This is a genomic window from Rhizobium sp. WYCCWR 11146 (genome assembly GCF_013591995.1).
Taxonomy (GTDB): Bacteria; Pseudomonadota; Alphaproteobacteria; order Rhizobiales; family Rhizobiaceae; genus Rhizobium; species Rhizobium indicum.
Genome location: NZ_JACCEY010000012.1, coordinates 1 through 26,729, shown reverse-complemented (window position 1 = coordinate 26,729; position 26,729 = coordinate 1). Strand labels below are relative to the sequence as shown.

Genomic DNA, 26,729 nt, shown 5'->3' with positions numbered 1-26,729 from the left:
CAATCTCCCCGGCGCCAATCAAACGCGGGGAGTGTGACATTCCAACTTTGCAGAAACAGGACACTTTAACTTTGCGGCTACAGACGGTCGTCGCATAATCTAGTTTATGGAACCTATGGTTGGCTTCAGGTGTGTTGCTTTTACTATCGGCGACTGCCACGTAGCGGAGATGACGGAGATCCATGTCTTGCCCCTGGGCACCCGGGTTTGGATGCCTTATCGTTTCGTATCGTGGTTACGCTGAGGCCAACCACGTGTGACTAGCATCGTCAGGCTCCAGTTGGATCCGGCTTGGTCAGGTGGCCGCCGTAAAACTCTTGCATGCGGCTGCGATCGCTTTGATGCCGATGGGCCGTAGTTTTGCAAGATTTCATTTGCTTTCTGGAATTTGGGTATCTGGTGGCACCGCGTCCCTCAATTGAATGATGCAAATAAGTTCTATTCATGGGTCGCGAGTGCACGCTTCACGCGAAGCACTGTGGCTGTCACAGTCACGAACACGAGCGGGAGCGACCCAAGCATCAGCAGCGGGCTTAATTCCCACCCGGCATGTTGACATGCCTCGAAAGCCGTTTTGATGAGACCGACGAGGTAGTAGCTGATGGCGATGATTGAGAACCCCTCGACCGCGCGCTGGATCTTCACCTGCGTCGCTGCCCGTTCAGCCACCGACCTGATCTGAATTGCATTGTGGAACTCGACCTCGACCTGGATGCGGGTTTGGAGCAGGTTCAGGAGATGCAAGGTGGCACCGGACAACTGCTCGAGCCTATGGGCTGCGGCCTCGCAGGTGCGAACCGCTGGCTTGAAACGCCTGGTGATGAACACACCAAAGCGCTGGAAGCCCGGCACATGTGTCTCGCGCAGCTCGCTGATGCGTTCCTCGACGATCTTAGCATAGGCCGCAGTCGCGCCGAAGCGGCTGCGAGTTTCCGCCGAAGCGGTGATGATGGCGGCTGAAAGCTCCGAGATCTCGTTGAGCAGGTTCTTGTGCTGATCTGCCGGCGTCGACTGATTGCGGTCTGCCAATTCTCCAAGCCGCGCATCGAACTCGGCAAGCCGCGGCGCGAGCCTTCGTGCGAGTGGCAACCCAAGCAGCGCCATCGAGCGGTAGGTCTCTACCTCGTAGATTCTACGGACCATTCGCCCAAGCCGATAGGCGTTCAAATCCTTGTTGAACAGCAGCGTATGGCTCCACCCGTTAGAACGAACCCGGAAGTCGGAGCAAACTTGGCCAGCCCCTCCTCCGATCATTGACGCGGCGCTGACATCAAACCCGAATTTCGGCAGGAAGTCGCCCAATTCATCCGGCGCAGGCCCCATTACCAGGATACTGACCTGACCGATAATCGATGCCGAAGGCAGACCGAGCATTGCGAGAATGTCGGACGTCACCAGCGTTGGCGCCGGCCATTGTTCCGGTTCGTGATCGAGCATTGTCACGCGTGTGACGGTTACGAACTCTGTGTGATACTCGACACGCGTCTTTATAAGGTCGGTGTCATGCTTGCCCAAAGATATGGAGCCGCCCGTTTGTCTAGCAGGCGACTGAGCCGGCATCAGAGCGAAATGCTCGACGAGTGCCGGCCCGGCGAAATATATGGACGGCCGCGCATGAAGTTCGGCCGTAAAGTCCGCTGCCGTCGGCTGATCCGTCTCTCCTGTTAGCATGCCGCGCCCCCGAACTAAATCCCGATTGCCTCATAGGTGTCGGCGACCTGCCGGATGGAAGCGACATAGGCTGCGGTCCGGTAATCGCCGAGTTCGGGCTGTGTCTCGAGAAGATCGCCGATGCGTGCCCAAGTGCTGCGCATGACGTCTTCGAGGCCGGAGCGGACAAGATCTATTTCGTCGCCGCGTTCGAGGAACTCGTCGCGGATGTCGGCGGGGAACTCCCTGCCGGTCATCCGCTCGAGCGCCGCCGCAATCGTCTGGTTGCGTCGCTCGCGCCGACGACGTTCCATCAGGCCGAAGGGGATATGCGTCAGGTTCTTGACCCACTCGAAGTAACTGACGACAACACCGCCGGCATTGACATAGAGATCGGGGAGAATGGTGACGCCGCGGGAGCGGAGGAGCTTGTCGGCCTCGAAGGTGACAGGACCATTGGCCGCTTCGACGACGAGGTGGGGCTTGATGCGTTCGACGTTCTCGGCGTGGATAGCATTTTCCGTCGCCGCCGGGATGAGAACGTCGCAGCGCTGTTCTATCTCAGTCATGTCGCCAGCAAAGGGCCTGGCGCCTTCAAAGCCGAGAATGTTGCCGGTGCCGATTTGGTGCTGCTTGAGCGCTTCGATGGAAAGGCCTTCGGGGTTGGCGACGTAGCCGTCGCGATCAGCAACAACGTTGACGCGTGCGCCGTCCTCTTCGGATAGGAACTTGGCGGCGTGATAGCCGACATTGCCGAAGCCTTGCACGATAACGGACGCGCCTTTGAGATGGCGCCGGCCATCAAGACCTTGCGTGCGAGTGTCGCGAAGATAGCTCTGGATGGCGAATTGCACGCCACGAGCAGTGGCCTCCGTTCGGCCGGCGATCCCGCCCTTCGACAGCGGCTTGCCGGTGACGCAAGCGCGAGCATTGACGACGTCGGTCGGATTGGCACGGCGGAATTCATCCATCATCTAAGCCATTTCCCGTTCGCCCGTGCCGCCAATATCGGGGGCTGGAACGTTGACACCGGGACCGATCAGGCAGCGTTTGTTCAGTTCCTGGGTAAAGCGGCGGGTGATGCGCTCAAGTTCCTGCGGCGACCACTCGCTCGGATCGATCTTCAGTGCGCCCTTGGAGCCACCGAATGGCACGTCGACGAGCGAGCACTTGAGCGTCACTAATGCGGCAAGAGCCTCGACCTCATCGGCGTCGGGCATTCGAGGCATAGCGGATGCCGCCTTTGACCGGTTCGCAGTGCTCACTGTGGACCGATCGCCAGCCGATGAAACTGTACATTTGACCACGAAGGCGCACGCCGAAGCGAACCGTGTAGGTCGAGTTGCATTGGATGATCCGTTCAGCCAGTCCCTCCCCCAGATTGAGGAATGACATGGCATGACGGAAGTTCTGGTCGACACTTTCAAGGAAACTGGCGGAATTCATCGGGCAATGCTCGTTGGGGCCTTCTGTTGTTGTAAACGACTGGCGGGTTGCCAACCCCACCCTGCGAGGGGTGAGCCGCAGCCCGCGTTCAGAGCGACACGCCCGACACCATCAACGCCAGGCGCCTGAAGTCATGACAAGGGACTAGACCGCCTTCTTCAGACGCATGGCCTCAGGATCGTAAACCTGGCCAAAGCGATTGTTCAGGAAATCTGCGAGCGCGACTTCCTCCTGCCGAACGAAGCCCTTCTGAGGCAGTTTTCCATCGGCGAGGAGGTCGAGAACCGTCGTGATGCCGGCGGCCGTCGTGATTTGGATCGCGCTCATCGTTTTGCCCGCGACGACACCCGAATAAACCTTGTTGGCGTAGGTTTCCTGCATGTAGCGGCCCTCTTTCCAGCCACACACGGTGACGAAGATCACGACCACGTCCTGCATCGTGGCCGGCAGAGCATTTTCGAACAGGTCCTTGAGCACGTCCCGGCGGTTCTTGAGATTGAAGTCGTTCAGCAGCGCCTTGATTATTGCCTGATGGCCTGGGTAGCGGATCGTGCGGTAGTTCATCGTCCGAACGCGGCCCTCCAGCGTCTTGGCCAGGGTGCCGAGACCACCAGATGTGTTAAATGCCTCGTAGGTAACACCATCCAGCGAGAATTCTTCGCGCTCTTCCATGGCCGGCACTGTAATGAACTTGCCCTCAACAATCGCCTCACATGGCTCGATGTATTCGTTGATCAGACCATCCGTGCTCCAGGTCAGATTGTAGTTCAGAGCGTTCGACGGATATTGCGGCAAGGCTCCAACGCGCATGCGCACGCTATCCAGCGTGTCAAAGCGCTTGGCAAGGTCGTTGGCAACAATCGAGATAAAGCCGGGCGCGAGGCCACACTGGGGAATGAAAGCAACATCTGCACCTTCGGAGAGCTCCTCGACCTTCTTGGTCGTTGCGACATCTTCCGTCAGGTCAAGGTAATGCACCGAGGCTTCCAGTGCAGCCTCGGCGACTTTGCCGGTCAGGTTGAAGGGCGCCGCGGACAGAACGGCGAACTTCCCGCGAAGCATCACTACGAGTGCCCCGATGTCGGTGATATCAACGACTTTTCCGGAAATCGCAGGATGCTTGTCGAGCTTGTTGATCTGCGCCTGATCACGATCGGTTACGACGACATTGTAATTGCCTGTTTCGGCCAGCATCAATGCGATGGCGCCACCGATCTTACCTGCGCCAATGACCATTATATCCTTCATTTCAGTCCCCTTCGCTTCAGGATTTGAATGTTGTCAGTTTGACTAGATCACACGCCATATCATAGGGTCACATTGCTATTTTTGTTGGCTTGTTTTAAGCACTTCGCCGTATTGGATAGTCTGAATGCAGAGGTTCTGATGAATGTAACGGAAAAAGACCGCGAACTGCTCGATTTGCTTGGCGAGGATGCGCGCGCGCCCGTGGCGAGCCTTGCCAAAAAGCTCGGTTTGTCGAGAACGACCGTTCAGTCCAGACTTGATCGCCTGGAGCGTGAAGGGGTCATTGCCGGATATAACGTGAGACTGTCCGATGAGTATCAATCAGGTCTTGCGAAAGCGCATGTCATGATCACGCTCGCGCCAAAAGTCTTATCACAGGTTTGCGTTTCGCTGCAGGCAATCCATGGTGTGAAATCACTGCATTCGGTGAGCGGCACATTCGATCTAATTGCGGTTCTCGAAGCTCCGTCGATTTCGGAACTTGATCAACTCGTCGACGGGATCGGAATGATCGATGGCGTTGAGCGAACGCTTTCCTCGATCATCATGTCCACCCGGCTAAGCCGCTAGAGCGTATCTGGATTTAGTTGAATCGGCAGGGATTCCGTTTTTGTGTGTTTTGTGATTCAAGATGCTGGCTGGAGTGGAGGCCAGCATCGAATGACGCGACCTCTTTCCAATGATCTTCGTGAGCGTGTTGTTGCTGCAATCGAAGCCGGTGAGAGCTGCCGGTCGGTTGCGGCGCGGTTCGGTATTGCCGTGTCTTCAGCGGTAAAGTGGTCGCAGCGTTATCGTTCGAGCGGATCTGTCGCGCCTGGGAAGATGGGCGGCCACCGCAAGCGGGTTCTGGAACCGCACCGGACGTTTATCGTGGAGCGGATCAACCAGACGCCGCATGTGTCACTGCACAGGTTGAAGGAAGAGCTGGCCGCGCGAGGGGTGAAGGTATCCCACGATACGGTATGGCAGTTCCTGCGGCGTGAGGGATTGCGGTTCAAAAAAACCACTGTTCGCCCTTGAGCAGGCGCGCGCTGACGTCGCGCGACGGCGACAGCGCTGGCGATCCTGGCAGGCTGGCCTCGATCCAAGACGGCTGGTCTTCATCGATAAAACCTGGATCAAGACCAACATGGCGCCGCTTCGAGGGTGGGGGCCGAAGGGCAAACGCCTGCGCAGCTTCGCCCCGCACGGACATTGGCGCACCCTGACTTTCCTCGGCGCGTTGCGCTGCGATCGGCTCACCGCACCCTGTGTCTTCGATGGACCGATCAACGGTGAGTGCTTTCGCGCCTATGTCGAGCAGCAACTCGTACTGGTGCTCAAACCCGGCGACATCGTCGTGATGGATAATCTCGGCTCCCACAAGTCGGTCGCCATCCGTCAGATGATCCGCAACGCTGGTGCTCGGCTCTGGTACTTGCCGCCGTACTCCCCCGACCTCAATCCAATCGAACGGGCTTTCGCCAAAATCAAGCACTGGATGCGCCTGGCTCAGAAGCGAACCATCGATGACACCTGGCGCCACATCGGACACCCCGTCAAAACCATCGAGCCCAGCGAATGCAGCAACTACTTCGCCAATGCCGGATACGCTTCCGTCAAAACCTGAAACGCTCTAAATACATCCAGCTAGATGCGCCTCGCCGCTGATTGCGACGCCAGTATCTATACTTTGAAATTGACAAGGCGTTCTATGACTTGAAGGGGATGCTCAAGACCAACAGCGTCAAGGGTCTTGACCTGCGACCGGCAGGAATATCCAGTGACCATGACAACGTCCCCTTTTTGTCGGCCTGCGATTGGAGACTTCCAACTCATTTCATAGAGCGCTTTCGATAATCTTCTGTTGCGCGTCTCGTGCCCAAACGTGCCCGCCATCCCGCAACACCCCGTCTCGGCAACTGCGAGTTCAATACCCAATTGCGCGAATACCGCCTTCCACTGCCCGATGGCGGCAGGCGCGTTGGTTCTTTCCGTGCAATGGGGCATGAGCGTGTAACGTATACCTTCGATGGATTTGGCTAGAGGTTGCTCTGCTAGAACATTTGCAAGCCACTCTTGCGGCAGGGCTACATCGGCCCCTAGGGGCTTGCCGGGCACCGCGCTATATTCGCTGCGGAAGGCAAGCGTCATTGAAGGATCAATGCCAACTAATGTTACGCCAAGGTCAGTAAGCCCTTTCAGGTAGACGGACGTTCCTCTTGCCGCCCTTTCAAAGCGGCCGAGATAGCCATGCACATGCAGCGCTTTCCCGTTGATGTGCGGGGCGGCAAGCAAAGGCTCATAGCCCAGCTTGCGGGCAAGGCTGATCGCCGCCAGTGCGACATCCGGATCGAAATAGGAGGTGAAGACATCCGGCACGAATACGACTGTCCGGGACAGTTTTGCATTGGAGAACCGTGTCAGGTCCTCGGCATGCGCAATGGCCACTCCCAGCCGCCTGGCTTCCTTGGGTAGCGATACTGCGGGCAAATGTGGAAGTGCCGTCAGCCCAGCCAGACGCGTCAGTGCCTTGCCAGGCACAGTGCCTGCGACGAGGTTATATAGCGGCCGCACACGCGCCATCATCGGCAGCATTGTTTCGATGGATGCAACGAGCGGGTCCTTGAGGGGCCGCAGATAGCGGCCATGGTAGATCTCCAAAAACTTGGCCCGGAAAGAGGGGACACTCACCTTAATAGGACATTGCCCGGCGCAGGCTTTGCAGGCGAGGCAACTGTCCATCGCCGCCTTGACCTCATGCGAGAAATCGCCCGCGTTTACCGGGGAAAATGAATTGACGATACGGCGTGGCAGTTGCCACAGCCTGCCGGCCTTGCGCAAACCCTCTGCTTCTCTCCGTGGATCAATATTTTTCTCGGCCAGCATTCGCAGCCATTCGCGCATGAGTGATGCTCGTCCTTTGGGCGATTGACGCCGATCCCGTGTCGCCTTGTAGGAAGGGCACATAGGACTGGTTTCATCAAAATCGAAACAGGCACCATTGCCATTGCAATAGGCGGCGTTGTCGAACGCGGCGCGGATTTCGTGCCCAATAATCCTGTCGAAACCGCCGCGGAGCGGCACCTCATCGATCTTCAGCAAAGGTCTTCCGTTGATGCTGGTGATCTTGCCTGGATTGAGCCGGTTTTGCGGATCGAAGCCGCGCTTGATGTCCTGCAGGCAAGGGTAAAGGTCTCCGAAGAATTCCGGCACATATTCCGAACGCACGCCCTTGCCATGCTCGCCCCATAACACGCCGCCATATTTGCGGGTGAGCGCCACCACCTCATCACTAATTTGGCGAACCAGGGCTGTGTGATCCGGTCGAACCAGATCAAGAGCCGGGCGGACATGCAGCACTCCAGCATCGACATGGCCGAACATGCCGTAGGACACGCCTGCCCTATCGAGAAGATCGCGAAACTCGCGGATATAGGCGGCCAAATGCTCAGGCGGCACGGCGGTGTCCTCGACGAACGGCACCGGCCGAATCGATCCTTCGACATTGCCGAGCAAGCCCACCGCGCGTTTGCGCATGGTCCAGATCGCCTCGGCATCGGCATGGCCGCGCGCCACCGTGAATCCCAACCGGTTTGCACCGGGCCGCGCCTCGAGCGTGGTAGCGACCTCCGCGATCTTTTGCTCAAGTTCGTCGGGGCCGCCAGCCAAGATTTCGACGATGTTGATGCCGTTTGCCGCCCGCTCCCCGTCGGAGGGAAAGAAACGGCCGATCGCGTTCCACACAATATCGCCCTTGGCAAGATCGAGAACTTTCTCGTCAACCGTTTCGATCGAGGCGACGCCGAGGGAAACCAGGTTGCGGGCATCTTCCAGCGCAGCATTGAAATCGCTATAACGGACGTTGATGAGGGCCACCTCGGCAGGAAGCGGCATGAGATTGAGTTCGGCCTCAGCAATCAGGGCGAGGGTTCCCTCCGACCCGCACAGCACGGCGTTGAGATCAAAAAACCCGTCCTGTCGTCGCACATGCGCCAGATCGTAGCCGGTCATGTACCGGTTGAGATTTGGGAAGACCTCGGCGACCCGCTCCTGCGTTTCCCACGTGATGCGCTCCACGATCCGATGCACTTCACCGATGCGGTCATCGCGCGCACATATCTCCGTAAGCTCCGCGTTTTCGAGCGGGCGTGACCAGAAATCCGAGCCGTCCGTCAGCACGACCCGCAGACCCAGAACATGGTTCGACGTCTTGCCATAGAGGCAGGAGCCCTGCCCGCAGGCATCGGTGGAAATCATACCGCCGATCGTCGCCCGGTTCGAGGTGGAAAGTTCCGGCGCGAAGAATAATCCATGCGGCTTCAGCTCCCTGTTGAGTTGGTCCTTGACGACGCCCGCCTCAACGCAAGCCGTACGTCGCATCGGGTCGATTTCGAGAATACGGTTCATGTGCCGTGAACAATCGACGACTACGCCATCGGTCAGAGCTTGGCCGTTGGTGCCTGTGCCACCACCACGCGGGGCGATGACGATGGTGAGGAAAGCTGGCTCCGAAAGGGTGCGGGCGATGATTTGCATGTCTTCCGCATCGCGGGGAAAGACAATCGCCTGCGGCTCCACCTGATAGATGGAGTTATCCGTAGCATAGACCGTGCGGGAGGCCGCCCGCGTTTCAATATCGCCGCGAAAGCCCGCCTCGATCAGACGCTCGGAGAAGCTGACAGGAGCGTCAGCGATGGAAGCTGGGCGATCGAGGCATGGAATCATGGCGGGAGAATTGATCCTTTCAGAGCCGCACAAGCCCGTTCGATGCGGTTCAGCGCTTCGACCAGTTCCTCCTCCGATGTCGCATAGGAAATGCGGAAGAAGGGGGAAAGACCGAAAGCAGAACCGGGCACCACAGCTACCTGTGCGTCTTCCAGGAGGTAATCAGTAAAGTCAGCATCAGTGGCGATGGTCTTTCCATTCGGGGTGACCTTGTTCAGTATACCGGCGCAGCTCGAAAAGGTATAGAATGCTCCCTCGGGTGTGCGGCATTCCAGACCCGGAATGGCATTGAGTCGACCGACCACCAGATCGCGACGTCGCTTGAAACTTGCCTGGCGGTCCTTCAGGAACTCTTGTGGACCGTTGAGCGCGGCAATAGCAGCTGCCTGACTGATCGAGCACGGGCAGGACGTCGCTTGGCTTTGGATGACCGCCATGGCCTTGATCAGCGCCTTAGGGCCACCGGCATAGCCGATACGCCAGCCGGTCATCGCGTAAGCTTTGGACACACCATTTACCGTGAGCGCTCGCTCTTTGAGCCGCGGTTCGAGTGCCACCGGTGTAACGAACTCAAATCCGTCATAGACGATATGCTCATACATATCGTCCACCATCAGCCAGATATGCGGATGACGTAGTAGTACATCGATCAGGGGCTGGTAATCCGCCGCACTGTAGGCCGCGCCGGACGGATTGGACGGCGAGTTCAACAGCACCCAGCGGGTCCTTGGCGTAATCGCGTTCTCAAGTTGTTCGGCCTGAAGACGAAACCCGGCCGCCGCATCGCACGGCACCAGAACAGATGTACCGCCGCAGACTTCCACAATGTCGGAATAGGAGGTCCAGCAGGGCGTGGGTATGATAACCTCGTCTCCCGGATCTATGGTCGCCATGAAGGCGTTGAATAGGATCTGCTTGGCGCCGGCGCCGGCGGTCACTTCGTCGATGGCGTAGTCGATGCCGTTTTCCCGCTTAAACTTCGCGCAGGCCGCCTGCTTGAGAGCCGGCGAACCATCAAGCGCGGTATATTTGGTCTCACCTGCGTCGATGGCCGCCTTCGCAGCCTGCTTGATATGGTCCGGTGTGTCGAAATTCGGCTCGCCCGCGCCGAGAATGATGACGGGGAAGCCCTCTCGCTTCATCGCTGCGGCTTTGGCGCCAATTTGCAGGATTTTCGAAACGCCGACAGAGGCGATCCGCGCGGCGGGTCGGAAGCCCGCCTCACCAATGTCTACTGAGATCATCATGGCGTAGAGCTCTATTCAATAATGAAGGAGACACCCTGCGCTAGCGGCAAGGCTTTCGAATAGTTGATCGTGTTGGTGGCGCGGCGCATATAGGCCTTCCACGCGTCGGAACCGGACTCACGGCCCCCGCCGGTTTCTTTTTCTCCGCCGAATGCCCCGCCAATTTCAGCGCCGGAGGTGCCGATATTCACATTTGCGATGCCGCAATCTGAACCATCCGCCGCCAGGAAACGCTCGGCTTCGCGCATGTCCAGCGTGAAGATCGACGAGGAGAGACCGGCACCTACTGCATTGTGGTCGGCCAGAACAGTATGGAAGTCGCTGTACTTTAGGACATAAAGAATTGGTGCAAAAGTCTCTTCCAGCACCGGACCTTCATGCGCGGGCATTTCCACCAGGGCCGGCTTCACATAATAGGCGTCCGCGCTACCGGCGTCGAACCGCTCGCCACCATGTACCGCACCACCATGGGTCTTGGCTTTGGCGATTGCTCTTTGCATCGCTTCAAAAGCCAGTTTGTCGATCAACGGACCGACCAAGGCGCTTCCGTCAAGCGGGTTGCCGACGGAAACGCTGGAATAGGCCGTCTTCAAGCGCGGTACGAGCTGGTCATAGACGCTTTCATGAACGAAGAGGCGGCGCAGCGTGGTGCAGCGCTGGCCGGCCGTGCCCATTGCGCCGAAGGCAATGGCACGCAGTGCCATGTCGAGATCCGCGGAGGGACAAACGATACCGCCATTGTTGCCGCCCAGTTCGAGAATGGCCCGGGCGAAACGCTTGGCAAGACGCGGACCGACCTCGCGGCCCATCCGGGTAGAACCAGTTGCCGAGACCAGCGGCACTTTCGGGTGATCGATCAAGACTTCGCCTGCGGTGCGATCGCCGATGAGCACTTGCGCAAGATTAGCTGGTGCATCACCGAAGCGCTTCAGGGCGCGCTCGAGGATGCCCTGCGCGGCAAGCGCGGTCAGGGGTGTTTTTTCGGAAGGTTTCCAGACGACGCTGTTGCCGCAAACCAGCGCCAGAGCCGCGTTCCAGGCCCAGACGGCAATTGGGAAGTTGAAGGCGGAGATGATCCCTATGACACCGAGCGGATGCCAGGTTTCCATCATCCGGTGACCGGGGCGCTCCGTGGCGATGGTCAGACCATACAACTGACGAGACAGGCCTACCGCGAAATCGCAGATATCGATCATTTCCTGTACTTCGCCCAGGCCTTCGGAGGGGATCTTGCCTGCCTCGATGGACACGAGACGGCCCAGATCGGCCTTGGCAGCGCGCAGTTCCTCACCAAACAGTCGTACCAGTTCCCCACGCTTCGGCGCAGGCACCAGACGCCATGCGCGGAATGCAACATCTGCGCGATCGACAATCTGAACTGCTTCAGTTGCAGACACTGTTTTCAGACTGCCGGTCTGCTCGCCTGTGACGGGAGAGAAGGAGCTAAGGTTCCCGCCAGTGTAGGCGGCTTTATCCACGTCGAGGCGGTTCAGAATGGAAGCAGCTTCCGCCTTGAGGGAGAGATTTACAGGAACATTGTTCATCTATGGAAACTCCGGAAAACGGTTGGTTCGGCCGGTCACTCGGCGGCAGAACGCTTCTGAATCGCATTAAGGCAGGCTTCGATCGACGCCTTTTCGATGCCTTCGTAGTGATCGAATTCGTTCAAAACTTGTGCTCCGAGGCCAGCTGCGAATCGCACCTGGTTCGGGCTCGCTTCGAATTCCTGCTGAGCACCGTCGCCCAGATTTGACTGGAAGATTCCGGCCGCACTGACGGGCAGAAAGTCTTCATAGACGATGGGATCGAAGCGGATAAAGCCTTCGGCGATCAACGTATCGAGATCGACCGACGCCGTACGCCCAACCTTTTCGGTCACTGCATAAGTGAAGTAACCGAGACCCTTGGAGCGGATTGACGCCCAATCATCTGGAAAAGCCTTGAACGTATCGGCAAGTGCGGCCGCATAAGCTGCGGCATTGGAGCCATCGGCGGCCGGACGTACGATCTTGCGAGTGTCGTTCAGCAGCTTGTCGTAAAGGGCGCGGCCATTCGGAGTCAATGCGACGCCGCGCTGCTCGATCTCGCCGAAGCGGGCCGTATGGGTGGCAGCCTGCCAGCCCCCCTTGCCATCCTGGAAAGAAACTGGCTCTTCCAGAGCCTTGAACGACGTCTGGCGCAGAAGGATCGGGCATTTGCGTGTGGGCGGACCTTCGATCACAGCCTTGGGCGCAATGCCATATTCCGGCATAAGCGCTTGCACCTTGTCGATGTCCAGGGTGCGGGGCGTCAGGTGGTTGATGTGCGGCCCCTTGAACGAAACGACATCCGCTAACAATCGGTGGGCGTCGTGAAGGCGATGGTACATGGAAAGCTCTACATTGGCCTTTTCGTGCCAGCGGAAGGTCTCCAGTACTTCCGATACGAAACGGGCAGCATCTTCCTTTCCGAACCCGCTTTCCCTCTCCGCCTTTTCCGTCAGGGAAACAGCACCATGCGTGAAGATCTGGCGCTCGGCAAGAACGGCCTGCGCCTCTCGCCGCAGGTCTTCGTCCGCGATCAGGTCGAGGCGCAGGAGCGAGGTAAATACGCGGAAGGGATTGCGCTTCAGCGCCTCTTCCCCAACCGGCCGGAAAGCCGTCGAGTGAACAGGAACAGCCGCGGTCGACAGATCATAATAGCCGACCGGATACATTCCCATCACCGCGAAGATGCGACCCATCATTGCAAGCTCAGCTGCGGTGCCGAGCCGGATGGCCCCGTGCCGCTCCTCGGAAATGCGCTGCAAGTTGTCAGTCGCTTCGAGACGGGATTTCAGCTCCGGATCGCTGGCCAGCGCCTGTTGGTTCACGCGAGCGACCAACTCCATGAGTGTGCCATATGCCGGAACTTCTTCTCGATACATTGCGGACATCGCACTCGAAAAGGAAGCCCGGATGTCGCTTGCGGAAACCTTCTCCGGCATGGTGGAAATTCCTGTAGTTAGCGCTTATCATTCACTTTCATCACCGTAACCCGGATTTTCGTAGCCGTGTTGTGAGATATTCGGTTAAATTAATGAGCGATTGGAATGTATATGCGAAGAGCCATGATCCCGGACATCATAAATCTGCAGGCATTCGAATGCGCTGCGCGTCACGAGAACTTCTCCAGAGCAGCTGAAGAACTCAATCTCACCCAGGGTGCCATTAGCAGGCAGATAGCTGAACTTGAACAGCAAACTGGACTTCGGCTATTCGAGCGCATCAAACGTCGTGTCGTGCTTTCTGACGCAGGACAGAAACTGTTGCCTGAAGTCAGACAGCTTCTAGTGCAGTCTGAGCGGCTGATGATTGGAGCCGTAGCAGCCGGAACCATGAGTTCGTCCCTGCGAATTGCCACACTGCCGACTTTCGGGGCCAAGTGGCTTGTTCCCAAGCTCGGAAGGTTCATTGCCGATCATTCCGACGTTGCTATATGCGTTGAGTCCCGCTCGAGCCCGTTCAGTTTCGCCGAGGAGAATTTTGATATGGCGATTCATTTCGGGCAGCCCACATGGGCAGGTGCAACCGCCACGTTCTTGTGCAACGAATCCGTTTTGCCTGTTGCAAGCCCGGCTTTTCAAGAGAGGACTCGTGCGGCAACGAACGACCCTTTCTGCAGTGCGCAATTGTTGCACTTGACGACAAGACCAAAGCTGTGGTCTGACTGGTCCGCCCATCACGGCATACGGATTCCGCGCGCGTATCAGGGTCCGCGATTTGATCAATTCTCCATGATCATTTCGGCTGCGGTCGCGGGCCTTGGAGTCGCTCTCCTCCCTACATATTTGGTTGAAGATGAGCTTGCCTCCGGCACGCTGGCCCCGTTTGTCCCTCTATCAATGCAAACGGAGAATGCGTACTATATCGTTCGCCCCGAGCAGAAGCGAACGCTAGGGCTCGCAGTGGAGTTTCAGGAATGGCTTCTTCAAGAAATCAATAGATCAATCTCTATCACCGCTCTGGGGCCAAATATTTCATGAGTCCCGAACAACATGCTGCCGCGAGCAAAGCCGCTATCTCGTTAGGGACTTTCCCTGACTAACGAGAAGTTGCAGCCGAAAAATACAATGACGTAGAGGTTCGTTTGACTTGGCACCTGGCGTCGACACCTCCTACGAGAAGGTGTCGACGAATTTCCAAAACAACCTTGCCTCAATCCGCCAAAGGGGTGCCAGGTACTCTCATTGGGAAAGAATTGACACGCAACGCTCAAGCGCTAGCTCATAGTTAGTGCGTCCGTCAGCTTGTGTCTGACCCCACCATTCATAGTTCTGCGGGATTTCTTTGCCTTTCCGCTCGGGCGCGCCCGGAAGGGCTTCAACCAGATCCTTTGACAGTAGCGCGAATGCGTCGCTATTTATTGGACCGTACGGAATTTCTGTGGAGAATGCCGCCTGGGGCTTCGCTTGGGAAATATAGGCCAGGAATTTAAAAGCATTTTCCTTGTTGGGTGCATCTTTCAGCACCACCCAGTAATCATATTGCAGCAAGGCTTGTTCCCAAGATAGGGCGAGTGGCGCTCCCTGCTTTTTTGCACTTATGATCCTACCATTGTAGGAAGCAGCCATATCGACCTCACCGCTCACAAGGCTTTGAGGCGCGTCCGCGCCAGCGACCCACCAACGGCCAACATTCGGTTTCATTTTTGTGATCTTCGCAAACGCGCGCTCCACGTCGAGAGGATAAAGCGCTTGAGGCGAAACACCGTCACCCAAGAGTGCTGTTTCTAACAGCCCCCCGTTTAACAGACTTTCACATTTCGGAAGGCCTCGTTTACCTGGATATGCATCAACGTTGTAGAAATCTACCCAATTCCTTGGAGCATTCTCTTCAGAGAACATCCTAGTGTTATAGGCTACGTTCAACGAGAATATAACAGCGCCGACCCCATACTTGGACTTTAGATAATCGGGCATACCATTCAGTGTATCCTTCCCGAAGAGGCTGTAGTCAATTTCTTCAGCTGCGGATTTATTGACCCAGGTAGGTAACGAACCTCCATTTATCTCAGTTATGTCTGCGGCCGGTTGACCCAGTTTAATTGAAGCCAACATCTTGCCGTCGTCTTGCGGCACGACGACAACTTTGATCCCCGTGTCACGAGTGAACGGCTCAAAGAAGGCTTTGCGTTGAGCAGCCTCCCAAGCGCCACCTCCAGATGTAACAACGACCTCTCCAGTTCCGTTTAGGTTTTCAGGCACAGTTTGTGCCCAGGCGGATGTTGCCACTACTGACCAGCCCAGCGCGGTACTGATGGCGATGGCAAGTACTGATGTATTCATGCTTTCTTCCTCCTTGACTAAGGCTCCCACTCAAGCAGTGTAAGGGTACGCGCCTGTTTGGCAGAGCGGACGCCTTAAGCGTACGTAGCTTCAGCCTTGAACGGTCATTTCCCTGAGTTCTGGACTGCCCAATAGGAAATCACGTTTCAAGCATTTGGGAAGCAGCCCTGACCACTCTGGTTATTATTCTCACCATCTGTTTGGAGGTCCGAGACTAGTAGGTGGGCGGCGTGATCGCGCTGAGGATTTCGCTCTGTCGGTCATCGACGTTGCGAAAGCGGTGAGGCAGCCGGCTGTCGAAATAGTATCCGTCACCCGGTTGCAGCACTCGTTTCTGATCTCCAACCGTGACCTCCACCTTCCCCGATAGCACCATGCCAGCCTCCTGCGCGGCGTGTGAAAACTCCTCGCCTGTATCAGCGCCGGGCGCATAGCGCTCGTGCAACATCAACAACTGTCGGTTTGGATGATCCAGTCCGATAACCCTATATGAAATTGTATCGACCTTTCCAATCTCGGCCAGGTCAACAGACGCGTAGAACGGAGAGTATGGAAGGGTCGACTGCAAATCGGAGAAGAAGCCAGGCATTGTCGTGCCCAAGGCTTCGAGCACCGCGCTGAGCGTATCAATCGAGGGGCTCATCCGATCTCGTTCAATAAGGGAAATTGTTGAATGAGATATCCCTGAACGGGCGGCCAGTTCTCGAGCACTCAAATTGCGGCGACGGCGCAACTCATGCAGCTTGCTCCCGATCTTGGGCATGTGACAGCTCTCCCCGTATCATTCAACCAGACCCACAACGACACCATCCATGTCGAAGGGAAGACCAGATGCAACATACAGGCTAAATGCTGGTGAATATACTGAACAGGCGGTTGACTGGCGATTGCCGGGCCGCTGAGCTTCCACGATGCTGGCGTGGATTATCCCAATTTCAGGAGATTTTGATGACGCCGCGTCTTGAAGCGTTGAAAGGCAAATTCGTCCAGCTGAAGCAACCGACCAGGGACGCCGTCTCCGATACAGCGCAAGTCGAAACAACCGTAAAGGAGATCATCGCAAATGTCCGCAAGCGAGGTGACGCGGCGGTTCGCGAATACTCCCTCGCCTTCGACAAGGCTGACGTCGCAAACTTCGAGGTCACCGAGGAAGAAAAGCTGAAGGCTGTTGCTGATCTTGATCCGCAGACCCGCGAAGACACCGAGTTCGCGATTGCCAATGTCCGTCGCTTCGCCGAGGCGCAACTTGGCACTATTTTGCCTCTCGAAATCGAGAGCCTTCCCGGTCTTCACCTCGGTCATCGTGTAATCCCGATTGAAACGGTTGGCTGCTATGTACCGGGCGGTCGTTACCCGCTTCTTTCGGCTCCGGTGATGACCATCGTACCGGCAAAGGTCGCTGGCTGCGACCAAGTCATCGCTTGCCTTCCGCCAAATGCTCACCCGGCCATGATCGCTGGCTGCCATCTCGCGGGCGCCGATCGCATCTTCCGCGTCGGCGGCGCGCAAGCAATCGCCGCCATGGCATATGGCACCGAGACGATCCCGGCCGTCGACAAGATCGTCGGGCCCGGCAATGCCTTCGTTAACGAAGCAAAGCGCCAGGTGTTCGGCCAGGTCGGTATCGACCAGCTTGCCGGTCCCAGCGAAATATTCGTCGTTGCTGACGAAACGGCCAATGCAGTAACGATCGCAACGGACCTGCTCGCCCAGGCCGAGCATGATGTCCGCACCCGTGTTGGTGTGGTCACAACCGACCGCAAACTCGCTGAAGACATTCTAAGCGAAGTCCACAATCAGTTGGAAACCCTGCCGACGGCACCGGTGGCAGCGGTCGCGTGGAAGGACTACGGCGAGATCACCGTTGTCGAGGACGAAGAGGCGATGATTGCCTACTCCGATCACATCGCAACGGAGCACTTGCAGGTCCACACCCGTGATCCGCAGGCAACCGCGCAGAAGCTACGCAACTACGGCTCGATTTTCATTGGGGAACTTGCCAGTGTCGTCTATTCCGACAAGTGCTGTGGCACGAACCATACCCTGCCGACGATGGGTGCAGGGCGCTACACGGGCGGGCTCTGGGTCGGCTCCTACGTGAAGATCGCTACCCACCAATGGCTGGACGAACGCGGTGTTGCCGCCGTTGCTCCCGCAGCTGTTCGCCAGAGCGCGACCGAAAAACTCGAGGGCCATCGCCGCGCCGCCGCACTTCGTCTTAGACCGAAGCAACTCGCCGCAGAGTGATGTGGTCCCACCTTGAAGTTTGCATGACCGATGCGATCGATGGGATTGGCTCCTCATGGGAAAGGAGTTGGCTTTGCGGCTCTCATGGAGACACAGGGCGGCGGGAACCCAAAAGGAGCGCTTACTTCAACGCACCCATTGCGAGCAGTTGGGTCATTTCCGACCGATGGGATTTCTGAATTCATTCGCGGCTCTGAAACGCTGAAACTCGGTCTTAGCAGTAGACAAAAGGCCTCCGTTGATGAAGAGGTCTCTGGCGACGGCGGCCATTGCCTTGGCTGCAAGTGCTATGCCCTTGTGTGCGGCCGGTGCCTTGCCTTGCGCAACGAGTTGCCACGAGTGGGGCGGCGTTCCGACGGCATAACACGGCACATGGCATTGGACGGTTGGTACGATCCAACTCAGTGTTCCTACGTCCGTCGACGACGATGGGGTCAACCTTCCGTTCAGCGGCGAATAGATGTCGCTTGAAAGCACCTCATTCTTCTCCGGCAGCCCATACTCCGCGTAGGACGTCCTTATGTCCGTAGGCGACAGGGTCTTTTGAATCTCGGCGGTAAACCTCTTGTCCGCGTCGTCTAATTGTGGCCCACCAAGTACGGCCAGGTTCCGATGCGTAGCCATTTCGAGCGGAGCATTCCCAACAAGATTGGCTGCCCCCGAAAGCTGCTTGAACGCCATTGTATCTCGGTCATTAGCGCAGCGCCTTGCACGATCTTCCAAAGCAGTAAGCGACTATAATCGATGGTATACCTTGGAGCGCGCGCTCCAAGGTGGCAGCTACGCTAGATAATCGGTTAGTATCGTGTCTCCTTATCTAAGGGCCACAATGGTCGTCGGATCTGCTTATAGTCGTAGCGGGTCAGGTCTTGGCTCATCAGGCCAGGGCTATCCGCGAGATAATCACGCTTGATTATGCTGGCGAAGCCGTCCCTCCACTTGTTGGTCGATTTAATTCCCACGATCTTGAAGCGCGATACATCGATCCCATGCATCAAAAATATCTCAGGATCGTACACCTGGTGGCGCTCGGAAACGACGATGACCTCGGTGCCACCTACTTGTAGCCGCACGGTCGGCCCTACATTCATCGACCGTCCTTTTTCTTCAGCGGACATACGGATGAAGCGGCCATCAGTTAGGGCTTTTACATATGCGTTTGCCTCGATGGGCGCACCATGCATTTCATCGGTCTTACCGCCGAGGGTTATCTGGATCGTCTTACCGACACCTGCCTCGTGCGACTGTCTGACAACCGCTGGATCGCAAACGGCAGCGTAGCAAGCCTCTCGCAGATCCGCCTCAAGCATTGCGCGCAAGAGATAAGTCCCATCGCCAGGGCATCCTCCCCCCGGATTATCTGCCCCGTCGAGTACAGCCACAGGCCAGTCGCCCGATGATAAAGCGATTTCGACGGCTGCTTCTGGGGAAAACGATTGTGCTCCAATGGTCTCTCTAGAATCCCAGACCAAACGGGCAATCTGCTTCGCGGCACCACCGGCCTTTTCCGCATTGCCATTGGCCACCACAAGTACCGATGCCCCCAAGTCCGAGTTGTCGACGTACGGGAAGCCATGAAAGAACGTGCACGAGACAATGTCGTCGTCCTTTTCAAATTGTCGACAAAGATCGTTCACTGCGGCGGCAACACCATACATTGTTGTGACGGGCGCTAGTAGGAAGGGGATCTTCTCAATATACAGTTCTGGAATAACGCTGCCATCCAGCAGTCTAGGGATGATATTTACCGCGTCCTGACCCCTTTCGAACATATCCGTATGAGGATGGTAGCGAGTGCCAAATGCCGCGTCGACTAATTCAGATAATCTCGGGTTTAAGTTCCCATGCAGATCCAGCGTTATCACGATTTTCACTTCTGGACCGACGAGTTGCCGAACCTTTTCGCAAATGTCTACTTCAATATTGCTCACGCCATGGGCGACCCCTGCGCCATGTAGAGCCAGAGCTACCGCATCGAGAGGAAGAGCTCTCTTGATGTGTAAAAGCAGATCATCGACCATTTGTGCATAGGCGTCCGCGTCAATGATACCCGAAGGCTCGTCATCCGCATGTAAAGTTGGCACCACTGTTGCACCTAAACTAGCCGCAGCATCCAGCATTCCGCCTAGATAGGATCGCACCCCTTCGTGCTTAAGAATGAGCGCGTCTCCCCGCACCACATCAAAGTCGGAAGACTTCGCGTCTTGGAGCCGAAATGTATTCGTTTCATGCTCGATGCCGCCAACTGCAAGCTTAAAGGTCATTGTAACTGTAGTCCCCGTTGAAGAAGAGGCGCTGAGTAGAAGGATGTCCGTTCAACTAGCTCGGCCATACCTCAACCCCTTCCGATGAAGTGTCGTAGCTAATTGCCCGGACACGTCCGGATCAAAAGCCGACGTTTATCCTCGATTGCGACGCCGCCCGCCTCAGTTAGTTCAGCATGACGCAATGCTCGGGTTTCCAAGACACCGTTACCGAGGTGCCACCGGTATAGTGGGGTTGACCGCGGTTTTGCCGCTTAGCGATGATGGTTTCGTCACCGCACCGAATGTGGTATCTGGTCATCTCACCAAGGAAGAGCACGTTCTCGATGACGCCGGCGACGGAGTTCAGTGCCTCGGAAGACGTTGACACAGGGGTGATGTCGATATGCTCTGGGCGAACAAAGAGCCAACCATCGTCACCCTGGGACTGACCCGTCAGTTGTGCTGAGCAGGTAGAAATCCCTGCCATCGTCACCTTGCCCGCTCCGTTTTCCGCCTCATCGACGCGACAGGGAATCATGTTCGATTCTCCAACGAATGACGCGACGAAGCGGTTTTTGGGCTTACTATAAAGACCTTTGCTGTCATCTACCTGCACGAGCCGACCTTCGTTGATCACGGCTATGCGGTCGGACATTGTTAGCGCCTCGTCCTGGTCGTGAGTTACGAAGACAACCGTCATGTTGAGTTCTTTCTGAATCCGCATGATTTCGATCTTCATGTGCTCTCGCAGATTCCGATCCAATGCCCCGAGCGGCTCGTCCATAAGCAGGATGCTCGGATTGAACACGATCGCTCTGGCCAAGGCGATGCGTTGCTGCTGACCACCTGATAGTTGGTTGGGATAGCGGCTGCTGTACTGATCCATCTTGACGAGTTGCAAGGCCTTTGCGAGCTTTTCCTCGACGTCTTTGCGAGGCGTCTTCCGGACTGTGAGGGGGAAGGCGACGTTTTCTGCGACCGTCATATGCGGAAAGAGCGCATAGTTCTGGAAGACCATGCCAATTCCGCGCTCATAAGCGGGAAGATCGACGATCGACCGAGTGCCCAGGAAGATGTCACCTGATGTCGGTGTTTCGAAGCCGGCGATCATCTTGAGGGCGGTCGTTTTGCCAGAGCCCGATGGTCCCAGGAACGTAACGAACTCCCCGGGTTGGATGTGGAGATCGAAGTCTTTCACCACATGCAGAGGGCCATAGAACTTCTGAATGTTTTTCATTTCAAGGCTAGTGGACATATTTGTCTCCGATCATTCGGCCGTACTGGCCGCAGTGCGCTTTTCGTAACGCACGCGGATCAGTTGGACTGTGATTATCGATGCCGTAACGAGCACGACGATGAGAGTGGATGCTGCGCTAAGAAGCGGATCGATCTGATACTTGATATCGGCCCAGAACTTGATTGGAAGCGTCGGTGTCTGACGTCCCAGAAGGAAGAGGCCGACAAGAAGTTCGTCGAACGATGTGAGGAACGCGAGCAGGCTTGCCGTGAGAAGAGCCGGCTTCAAAATCGGAAGTGTCACAAGGCGAAGCACCTGATGCGGACGAGCGCCATGGACTGCGGCAGCTGGTTCAAGTGAGGCGTCGAAGTTCCTTAATGCGGCGGCCATCACTACTATGACGTAGGGCACGGACAGCAACACATGTCCGATCACCAAGCCCGTGAAGGTTCCAAGGATTTTGAGACGAGCCTCGAATACATAGAGAGACGTTGCGATGATTACAACCGGGACCATAAGAGGAGACAGTGAGACCAGGAAGAGCATCTTCTTAAACAAGAACTTCGTGCGCACGAGCCAGAAGGCGCCCATGGTCCCAATGATCGTAGCGACGAATGCCGCGGCGATCCCGAGTTGGATCGAGAAGAAGAAGGACTGGTGCCAGTCCGCAGCATTCGCCAACTTTTGCCACCATTGCAGCGAGAAACCCGGGGGAGGAAACACCACGAACGGCGAAGAGCTAAATGAGAGAATCACCACGACGATCAAGGGCGCTGTGAGGAACATTAGGATCGCGACCGTGTAAGCCCAAAGCCAACCGCCATTTTTGGTGAGCAGGGCTCTTGTGACCGCATGGGTGCCTCCCTCAATAGCGGCGACGAGTGGAGCAAGCATTCGCTTTGCGCGCTTAAGCAGGCGAGCCGCAGCACGAGGCTCGCTATCCGGCGAGCTCGTCGCCGACGACCAGATCATTTCGAGGGGAATGAACAAGCTCGCGACGAAGAGGATTGCGATCGTGACGAAAAGCAGGACCATAGACGAAGCGTATCCGAGTTCAAAGTTCAGAAGCGTCGTCATTTGATCTACAATGAGTTGCGAAATCATCGTGTCGCTCGGTCCACCGAGGAGAGCTGGCGTGATGTAGAAGCCGATGGCGGTGATGAAAATCAGGATTCCCGCCGAAAATACGCCTGGCAGCGTCATCGGCAGATACACACGAAGGAAGGCTTGAACGGGTTTCGCCCCAAGGATCTGGGCCGCATGCGCGTAATCGTGGTCGATACGTGCCATTGCTGAATACATCGTGAAGATGGCCATCGGCACGAAGACGTGTGTCATACCGACTACAACCGCGAAGGTGGTGTTTAGGAGTTGCAGAGGCGCGCTGATCAGGCCAAGCCAGATCAGCGCGTTATTTATGATCCCTTCACGCCCCAGAATGATCATCCAGGCATAAGTCCGGATCAAAAAGGCTGTGAAGAGAGGGATCAGAATGAAGACGCTCAGAATGGACAGAGAGAGCGAGCGAACCTTGGTCAGGAGATAGGCTACCGGGTAGCCCAGCAGAAGCGAGACCACGGTGACAATAAGACCTACGCGAAGTGTATGAAGGAGAATGTTGAAGTTCACGGCACTGGCAAACACGCGTCCGTAATGTGCGAAATTCAGCTTCGTACCTTCGAAACTTCCCCAGAAGATGTAGGACAGCGGAATGACAAGGAACCCGATCAACAAGACGAGAAGTGGAGTGGCTGCGACAACGCTGCCCATCTTTAATTTGCGGTTGGATCGGTTCATCGGTTTTTGTCTTTCGGCCAGCCCCTCAGACGCCGAAGCGACGGGATTGAAAGCTGCCACGTCCATGATGCCTTTCTCCTTCGCTGCTCGTCAAGGACGAGCGGCGTGTATCGAATTCTTCGTTAGGAGGTGGCGCGTCCCGCGCCACCTCACTGCGACAGGAGAGCTACGCAACGCTCGAGTGCTACGTCCCAGTTCGTGCGTCCATCGGCATTCTTGGTGTTCCACCATCTGTAGTCCTGGTAGACCTGCTTCTTTGCGATGGAGGGAGATCCTGGAAGGATATCGAGCAGTTCTTTCGATACGAGGCTGAAAGCTTTTTCGTTGACCGGGCCGTAGGAGATAGCTTCTGAGAACGCAGCCTGTGGTTCCGGGCGAGAAACGTATGCCAGGAATTTCTCGGCGTTTTCCTTATTCGGGGAACCCTTCATGACGACCCAGAAGTCATACTGAAGCAAGGATTGATCCCAGGAAAATTCCAACGGCGCACCTTCCTTCTTAGCGCCGAAGATACGGCCATTGTAGGCATCGGCCATATCAACCTCGCCACTGATCAAACTCTGAGGGGCATCTGCACCGGCGACCCACCAGCGACCGACATGGGGCTTCAGTACCGCCACTTTCGCGAATGCTCGGTCCATGTCGATGGGATAGACCTTGTCAGCGGGGACGCCGTCGCCCATAAGCGCACCTTCAAGCAAACCGCCGTCGACGAGCTTTTCGCATTTGGGAAGGCTTCGCGCGCCTGGGAATTTCTTTACGTCATAGAAATCGACCCAGTTTTTCGGTTCTTGGCCTTTCGGAAACTTCGTGGTGTTGTAGGCGACACCAACCGAATAGAGTAGCGCACCTACACCGTTCTCGTTCTTCATCTGCTCCGGCATTTCCGCAAGGGTGTCCTTTGCGAATAGGCTGTAGTCGATTTTCTCGACGGCGTCCTTTTCGACGAAGCCGGCGAGAGCACCGCCGGGAACAGATGTGAGGTCGGCTTCAGGCTGGCCAAGCTTCACCGAAGCTAGCAATTTGGCGTGATCTTCCGGTACCAACACCACCTTGATGCCGGTGTCACGTGTGAAAGGATCGAAGAAGGCTTTCTTCTGCGCCGCTTCCCAGGTGCCGCCGCCGGAAGTGATGACGAGTTCGCCTGTACCTTTAAGATTTGCGGGTACTTCGTCAGCCTTGGCGGGTGCCGACAGGGCAGCAAGCAACAAAACCGCGGTGAGTGATTGAGTAATCGTTGTGGTTTTCATCTGTATTCCCCTTTTTTTGAAGTAGCTCTGGTTTAAATCGAACGTTGGTCCCGTGCCATGGCCTGATCGTTGTCTGGCTTTGCTGTGTTCGAATGTCTCCCTTACGCTGGCTCGCTGCTCGTTCTTCCACAGCGATCGCTAGCACCGGCGACCCATTCGGAATGGAGGGGTGCGTTATGCGCCACAGCAAGAATCCTGTTTCGGGCGCGGCAATCTCCGCGACGGTTTCCCCAAACAGATCGCAGATAGTTCCGAGCCGCTGATCTTTATGAATTCGGTCGCCAGGCTCTACCTCCGAGTAAAACTCCCCGTCTGTCGGACAGGCCACCCAGATATAGTCGTCACAAGGAACCCGTGCTCGTTGGAATTCGGTTGACGGCGTGTCGAGTATTCCTAGAGCCCGTGCGACATTAAGGACGCCGTCGACATGAAATTGCACTGAGGCTTCGTCAACTAATCCATTCGCGCCGGCCTCCGACATGATTGCGAGCCTGTTCTTCGAGGCAAATCCTGTCGGCGGGCGGCCTGGCTTCGGTATATGAGCAACGGGGAGGCCGACGACGAGTTCGGCGTCGAAGCACATCGCCATCCGTCTTGCACGTTCGTCCAGGACTGGGTCGTCCGTGTGCTGGAAGATGGTGAACTTGGAAACGTTTTCTCGAAGATCACCTCCGTGCATATCTACGTAGCAATCCGCACCCACGCACCACTCGTTCATTATTGCGTCACAGAGGATCTCAGAAAACGAGCCGTTGGGGTCGCCTGGGAACGAGAAATTGATGTTTTTTCCATCGAGGGGACAGACGTATTCGCTGTATTTGTACAGTGCGGGCTGGTTCACAAGCGGGATAATCGAAACCGATCCCTGAATTTTTCGGGGATCGAACAGTTTCTGAAGGCGAACAGCAGCCTCGATAGCGGCGACCTCATTCACATGAACGCCTGCCGAGATACAAAGCCTCGGCCCATCACGATCGCCACGGATCTCGCACAGAGGCCACATGTATCCTGAAAGACGAGGGTCGGCGAAGGAGAAGTGGCCTCGGAAGATGCCAGGCTCTCCATACGCAACGCTGTTCGATGAGGCAGTTATCTTCATTGTCGTAGCACTCGTGGTTTCCGATGCTTGGTCCTATTGCGATAGCATCTCTACACAACGACTCATTGCGTCGTCGTAGTTCGTCCGGCCATCGGGACGCATCTCAGCCCACCATTTGTAGTTTTCGAAGATTTGCTTGTCGGCGATTTCCGGCGCTCCGGGGAGATCCGCAGCGATTTCCTTCGGAAGAAGACCGAAAGCTTCCTTGTTGACAGGCCCGTAGCGCATGGCCAGTGCGAACTGCGACTGAGGGACAGGCCGCGAGATATAGGCCAAAAACTTGCTTGCATTTTCTTTGTTCGGCGAGCCTTTCATTATGACCCAGTAATCATACTGAAGAAGCGACTGGTTCCATGTGAAGGCGATGGGCGCACCTTCCTGCTTGGCCATGGCAATGCGGCCGTTGAAGGAAACTGCCATATCGGCGTCTCCGGAGATGAGGCTCTGCGGAGCTTCCGCTCCACCGGACCACCAACGTCCCACGTTGGGCCTAAACTGCTTGATTTTCGCGAAGCCGCGATCGACGTCGAGTGGATACAGATTCGCCGGCGAAACTCCGTCTCCGAGCAGAGCGCCTGCCAGAAGACCGCCCGCGAGTATACGTTCACACTTCGGGAGCGCTCGCTTCCCCGGGAAGTCCTTCACATCGTAGAAATCGACCCAGTTGTCCGGATGCCTCCCATCGGCAGTGAATTTGTTGGTATTGAAGGCGATAACGGCGGAATAGAGCAGGGCTCCGACGCCGTTCTTGTCCACGAGTTGCTCGGGCATTGCTGAGAGAGTTTCTTTCGCGAAGAAGCTGTAGTCCATCGGCTCAACGGCGTCCTTCGAGATCCAGCCGGGAAACTCGCCGCCGGAAACGGACGTCAGATCCGCATCCGGCTGACCGACTTTTACTGATGCAAGCAGCTTTCCGGGATTGGAGGGAACGACCACGATCTTGATTCCCGTATCCTTGGTGAACGGGTCGAAGAACGCCTTTCGAAGCGCCGCCTCGTAGCTTCCGCCGTCGACTGCCACAACGACCTCTCCGGAACCCTTCAAGTTTTCCGGAATGTTTTCGGCGCGGACTGCAGAGACTTGTGTTACGGCCATCGCCGCGAAGCTAAGTGCCAGGCTGATAGTTCTAGTTGTCATCGCATTCCCCTTTTGGTTGTCTAAAGAAACGGCCCATCAGCTCATGCCAATGCCAGCACAGGAGTGCTGGGATTTCCTCCTTCAATGAAACCGTGGCAGCAGAAAGCGACAGG

At 56.6% G+C, this 26,729-nt stretch carries 19 protein-coding genes and 1 pseudogene; 4 read left to right on the top strand and 16 right to left on the bottom strand.

Going from position 1 to position 26,729, the window contains the following annotated elements; translation table 11 throughout:
- Window positions 1–438 precede the first annotated feature (438 nt).
- The 3 genes and pseudogenes from HX899_RS08360 to HX899_RS08350 form a co-directional block, all read right to left on the bottom strand.
- Complete coding sequence (locus HX899_RS08360) at window positions 439–1,671, bottom strand: DUF3422 domain-containing protein (protein WP_127431659.1); 1,233 nt, start codon at window positions 1,669–1,671, stop codon at window positions 439–441.
- A gap of 14 nt (window positions 1,672–1,685) precedes the next feature.
- Window positions 1,686–3,045 (bottom strand): annotated as a pseudogene (locus HX899_RS08355) (Glu/Leu/Phe/Val family dehydrogenase).
- A gap of 195 nt (window positions 3,046–3,240) precedes the next feature.
- The gene (locus HX899_RS08350) at window positions 3,241–4,344 is read right to left on the bottom strand and encodes a saccharopine dehydrogenase family protein (protein ID WP_127431660.1); all 1,104 of its coding nucleotides are present in this window, start codon (window positions 4,342–4,344) and stop codon (window positions 3,241–3,243) included.
- Window positions 4,345–4,482: 138 nt separating this feature from the next.
- On the opposite strand from HX899_RS08350, the gene HX899_RS08345 reads away from it, so the two are divergent.
- Both HX899_RS08345 and HX899_RS08340 read left to right on the top strand, forming a co-directional pair.
- Window positions 4,483–4,914 (top strand): Lrp/AsnC family transcriptional regulator, encoded by a 432-nt coding sequence (locus HX899_RS08345; RefSeq protein WP_127431661.1) that lies wholly within the window; start codon window positions 4,483–4,485, stop codon window positions 4,912–4,914.
- A 90-nt stretch (window positions 4,915–5,004) separates the two neighbouring features.
- A protein-coding gene (locus HX899_RS08340; RefSeq protein WP_127431662.1) for an IS630 family transposase occupies window positions 5,005–5,953 on the top strand; the annotation gives its coding sequence in 2 pieces (ribosomal slippage) (window positions 5,005–5,349 and window positions 5,351–5,953; 948 coding nt in all).
- Window positions 5,954–6,009: 56 nt separating this feature from the next.
- Here the strand turns inward: HX899_RS08340 and HX899_RS08335 are convergent.
- From HX899_RS08335 to HX899_RS08320, 4 genes are read right to left on the bottom strand one after another with little or no spacing between them, the layout of a single operon-like run.
- On the bottom strand, window positions 6,010–9,051 hold the full coding sequence (locus HX899_RS08335) for an FAD-binding and (Fe-S)-binding domain-containing protein (protein WP_127431663.1): 3,042 nt from the start codon (window positions 9,049–9,051) through the stop codon (window positions 6,010–6,012).
- A complete protein-coding gene (locus HX899_RS08330) occupies window positions 9,048–10,298 on the bottom strand; it encodes a pyridoxal phosphate-dependent aminotransferase (protein WP_127431664.1) in 1,251 nt (416 codons plus the stop codon). The genes HX899_RS08335 and HX899_RS08330 overlap by 4 nt, the downstream gene beginning before the upstream one ends.
- A gap of 11 nt (window positions 10,299–10,309) precedes the next feature.
- Window positions 10,310–11,842, bottom strand: coding sequence for an aldehyde dehydrogenase family protein (locus HX899_RS08325; RefSeq protein ID WP_127431665.1), 1,533 nt, complete (start codon window positions 11,840–11,842; stop codon window positions 10,310–10,312).
- A gap of 35 nt (window positions 11,843–11,877) precedes the next feature.
- Window positions 11,878–13,263: a VOC family protein gene (locus HX899_RS08320; protein WP_127431666.1), complete on the bottom strand. Its 1,386-nt coding sequence runs from the start codon at window positions 13,261–13,263 to the stop codon at window positions 11,878–11,880.
- Window positions 13,264–13,368: 105 nt separating this feature from the next.
- On the opposite strand from HX899_RS08320, the gene HX899_RS08315 reads away from it, so the two are divergent.
- On the top strand, window positions 13,369–14,301 hold the full coding sequence (locus HX899_RS08315; protein ID WP_127431667.1) for a LysR family transcriptional regulator: 933 nt from the start codon (window positions 13,369–13,371) through the stop codon (window positions 14,299–14,301).
- A 201-nt stretch (window positions 14,302–14,502) separates the two neighbouring features.
- Here HX899_RS08315 and HX899_RS08310 read toward each other — a convergent pair whose 3' ends face one another.
- Window positions 14,503–15,603: an ABC transporter substrate-binding protein gene (locus HX899_RS08310; RefSeq protein WP_127431668.1), complete on the bottom strand. Its 1,101-nt coding sequence runs from the start codon at window positions 15,601–15,603 to the stop codon at window positions 14,503–14,505.
- Between the two features lie 214 nt (window positions 15,604–15,817).
- Window positions 15,818–16,366 (bottom strand): cupin domain-containing protein, encoded by a 549-nt coding sequence (locus HX899_RS08305; RefSeq protein WP_127431669.1) that lies wholly within the window; start codon window positions 16,364–16,366, stop codon window positions 15,818–15,820.
- Between the two features lie 185 nt (window positions 16,367–16,551).
- Between HX899_RS08305 and hisD the strand changes: the two genes are divergently transcribed.
- The gene (hisD, locus tag HX899_RS08300; protein ID WP_127431670.1) at window positions 16,552–17,850 is read left to right on the top strand and encodes a histidinol dehydrogenase; all 1,299 of its coding nucleotides are present in this window, start codon (window positions 16,552–16,554) and stop codon (window positions 17,848–17,850) included.
- Window positions 17,851–18,003: 153 nt separating this feature from the next.
- On the opposite strand, the gene HX899_RS08295 is transcribed toward hisD, so the two are convergent.
- From HX899_RS08295 to HX899_RS08265, 7 genes are all read right to left on the bottom strand, one after another.
- Window positions 18,004–18,531, bottom strand: a complete 528-nt coding sequence (locus HX899_RS08295) for a hypothetical protein (RefSeq protein ID WP_127431671.1) — start codon at window positions 18,529–18,531, stop codon at window positions 18,004–18,006.
- Between the two features lie 116 nt (window positions 18,532–18,647).
- On the bottom strand, window positions 18,648–20,114 hold the full coding sequence (locus tag HX899_RS08290) for a M81 family metallopeptidase (RefSeq protein ID WP_127431672.1): 1,467 nt from the start codon (window positions 20,112–20,114) through the stop codon (window positions 18,648–18,650).
- 166 nt (window positions 20,115–20,280) lie between these two features.
- Window positions 20,281–21,351, bottom strand: a complete 1,071-nt coding sequence (locus HX899_RS08285; protein WP_127431673.1) for an ABC transporter ATP-binding protein — start codon at window positions 21,349–21,351, stop codon at window positions 20,281–20,283.
- 12 nt (window positions 21,352–21,363) lie between these two features.
- Window positions 21,364–23,196 (bottom strand): ABC transporter permease subunit, encoded by a 1,833-nt coding sequence (locus HX899_RS08280; RefSeq protein WP_244604873.1) that lies wholly within the window; start codon window positions 23,194–23,196, stop codon window positions 21,364–21,366.
- Between the two features lie 83 nt (window positions 23,197–23,279).
- Entirely contained in the window at window positions 23,280–24,380 is a 1,101-nt protein-coding gene (locus HX899_RS08275; protein WP_127431674.1) for an ABC transporter substrate-binding protein, read from the bottom strand.
- Complete coding sequence (locus HX899_RS08270) at window positions 24,304–25,479, bottom strand: M14 family metallopeptidase (protein WP_127431675.1); 1,176 nt, start codon at window positions 25,477–25,479, stop codon at window positions 24,304–24,306. The genes HX899_RS08275 and HX899_RS08270 overlap by 77 nt, the downstream gene beginning before the upstream one ends.
- Window positions 25,480–25,512: 33 nt before the next feature.
- Entirely contained in the window at window positions 25,513–26,616 is a 1,104-nt protein-coding gene (locus tag HX899_RS08265; protein WP_127431676.1) for an ABC transporter substrate-binding protein, read from the bottom strand.
- Window positions 26,617–26,729 lie beyond the last annotated feature (113 nt).

Coding starts and splice junctions, on each gene's coding strand:
- HX899_RS08360 (WP_127431659.1), bottom strand. CDS start 1,671: ATGCTAACAGGAGAGACGGATCAGCCGACGGCAGCGGACTTTACGGCC.
- HX899_RS08350 (WP_127431660.1), bottom strand. CDS start 4,344: ATGAAGGATATAATGGTCATTGGCGCAGGTAAGATCGGTGGCGCCATC.
- HX899_RS08345 (WP_127431661.1), top strand. CDS start 4,483: ATGAATGTAACGGAAAAAGACCGCGAACTGCTCGATTTGCTTGGCGAG.
- HX899_RS08335 (WP_127431663.1), bottom strand. CDS start 9,051: ATGATTCCATGCCTCGATCGCCCAGCTTCCATCGCTGACGCTCCTGTC.
- HX899_RS08330 (WP_127431664.1), bottom strand. CDS start 10,298: ATGATGATCTCAGTAGACATTGGTGAGGCGGGCTTCCGACCCGCCGCG.
- HX899_RS08325 (WP_127431665.1), bottom strand. CDS start 11,842: ATGAACAATGTTCCTGTAAATCTCTCCCTCAAGGCGGAAGCTGCTTCC.
- HX899_RS08320 (WP_127431666.1), bottom strand. CDS start 13,263: ATGCCGGAGAAGGTTTCCGCAAGCGACATCCGGGCTTCCTTTTCGAGT.
- HX899_RS08315 (WP_127431667.1), top strand. CDS start 13,369: ATGTATATGCGAAGAGCCATGATCCCGGACATCATAAATCTGCAGGCA.
- HX899_RS08310 (WP_127431668.1), bottom strand. CDS start 15,603: ATGAATACATCAGTACTTGCCATCGCCATCAGTACCGCGCTGGGCTGG.
- HX899_RS08305 (WP_127431669.1), bottom strand. CDS start 16,366: ATGCCCAAGATCGGGAGCAAGCTGCATGAGTTGCGCCGTCGCCGCAAT.
- hisD (WP_127431670.1), top strand. CDS start 16,552: ATGACGCCGCGTCTTGAAGCGTTGAAAGGCAAATTCGTCCAGCTGAAG.
- HX899_RS08295 (WP_127431671.1), bottom strand. CDS start 18,531: ATGGCGTTCAAGCAGCTTTCGGGGGCAGCCAATCTTGTTGGGAATGCT.
- HX899_RS08290 (WP_127431672.1), bottom strand. CDS start 20,114: ATGACCTTTAAGCTTGCAGTTGGCGGCATCGAGCATGAAACGAATACA.
- HX899_RS08285 (WP_127431673.1), bottom strand. CDS start 21,351: ATGTCCACTAGCCTTGAAATGAAAAACATTCAGAAGTTCTATGGCCCT.
- HX899_RS08280 (WP_244604873.1), bottom strand. CDS start 23,196: ATGGACGTGGCAGCTTTCAATCCCGTCGCTTCGGCGTCTGAGGGGCTG.
- HX899_RS08275 (WP_127431674.1), bottom strand. CDS start 24,380: ATGAAAACCACAACGATTACTCAATCACTCACCGCGGTTTTGTTGCTT.
- HX899_RS08270 (WP_127431675.1), bottom strand. CDS start 25,479: ATGAAGATAACTGCCTCATCGAACAGCGTTGCGTATGGAGAGCCTGGC.
- HX899_RS08265 (WP_127431676.1), bottom strand. CDS start 26,616: ATGACAACTAGAACTATCAGCCTGGCACTTAGCTTCGCGGCGATGGCC.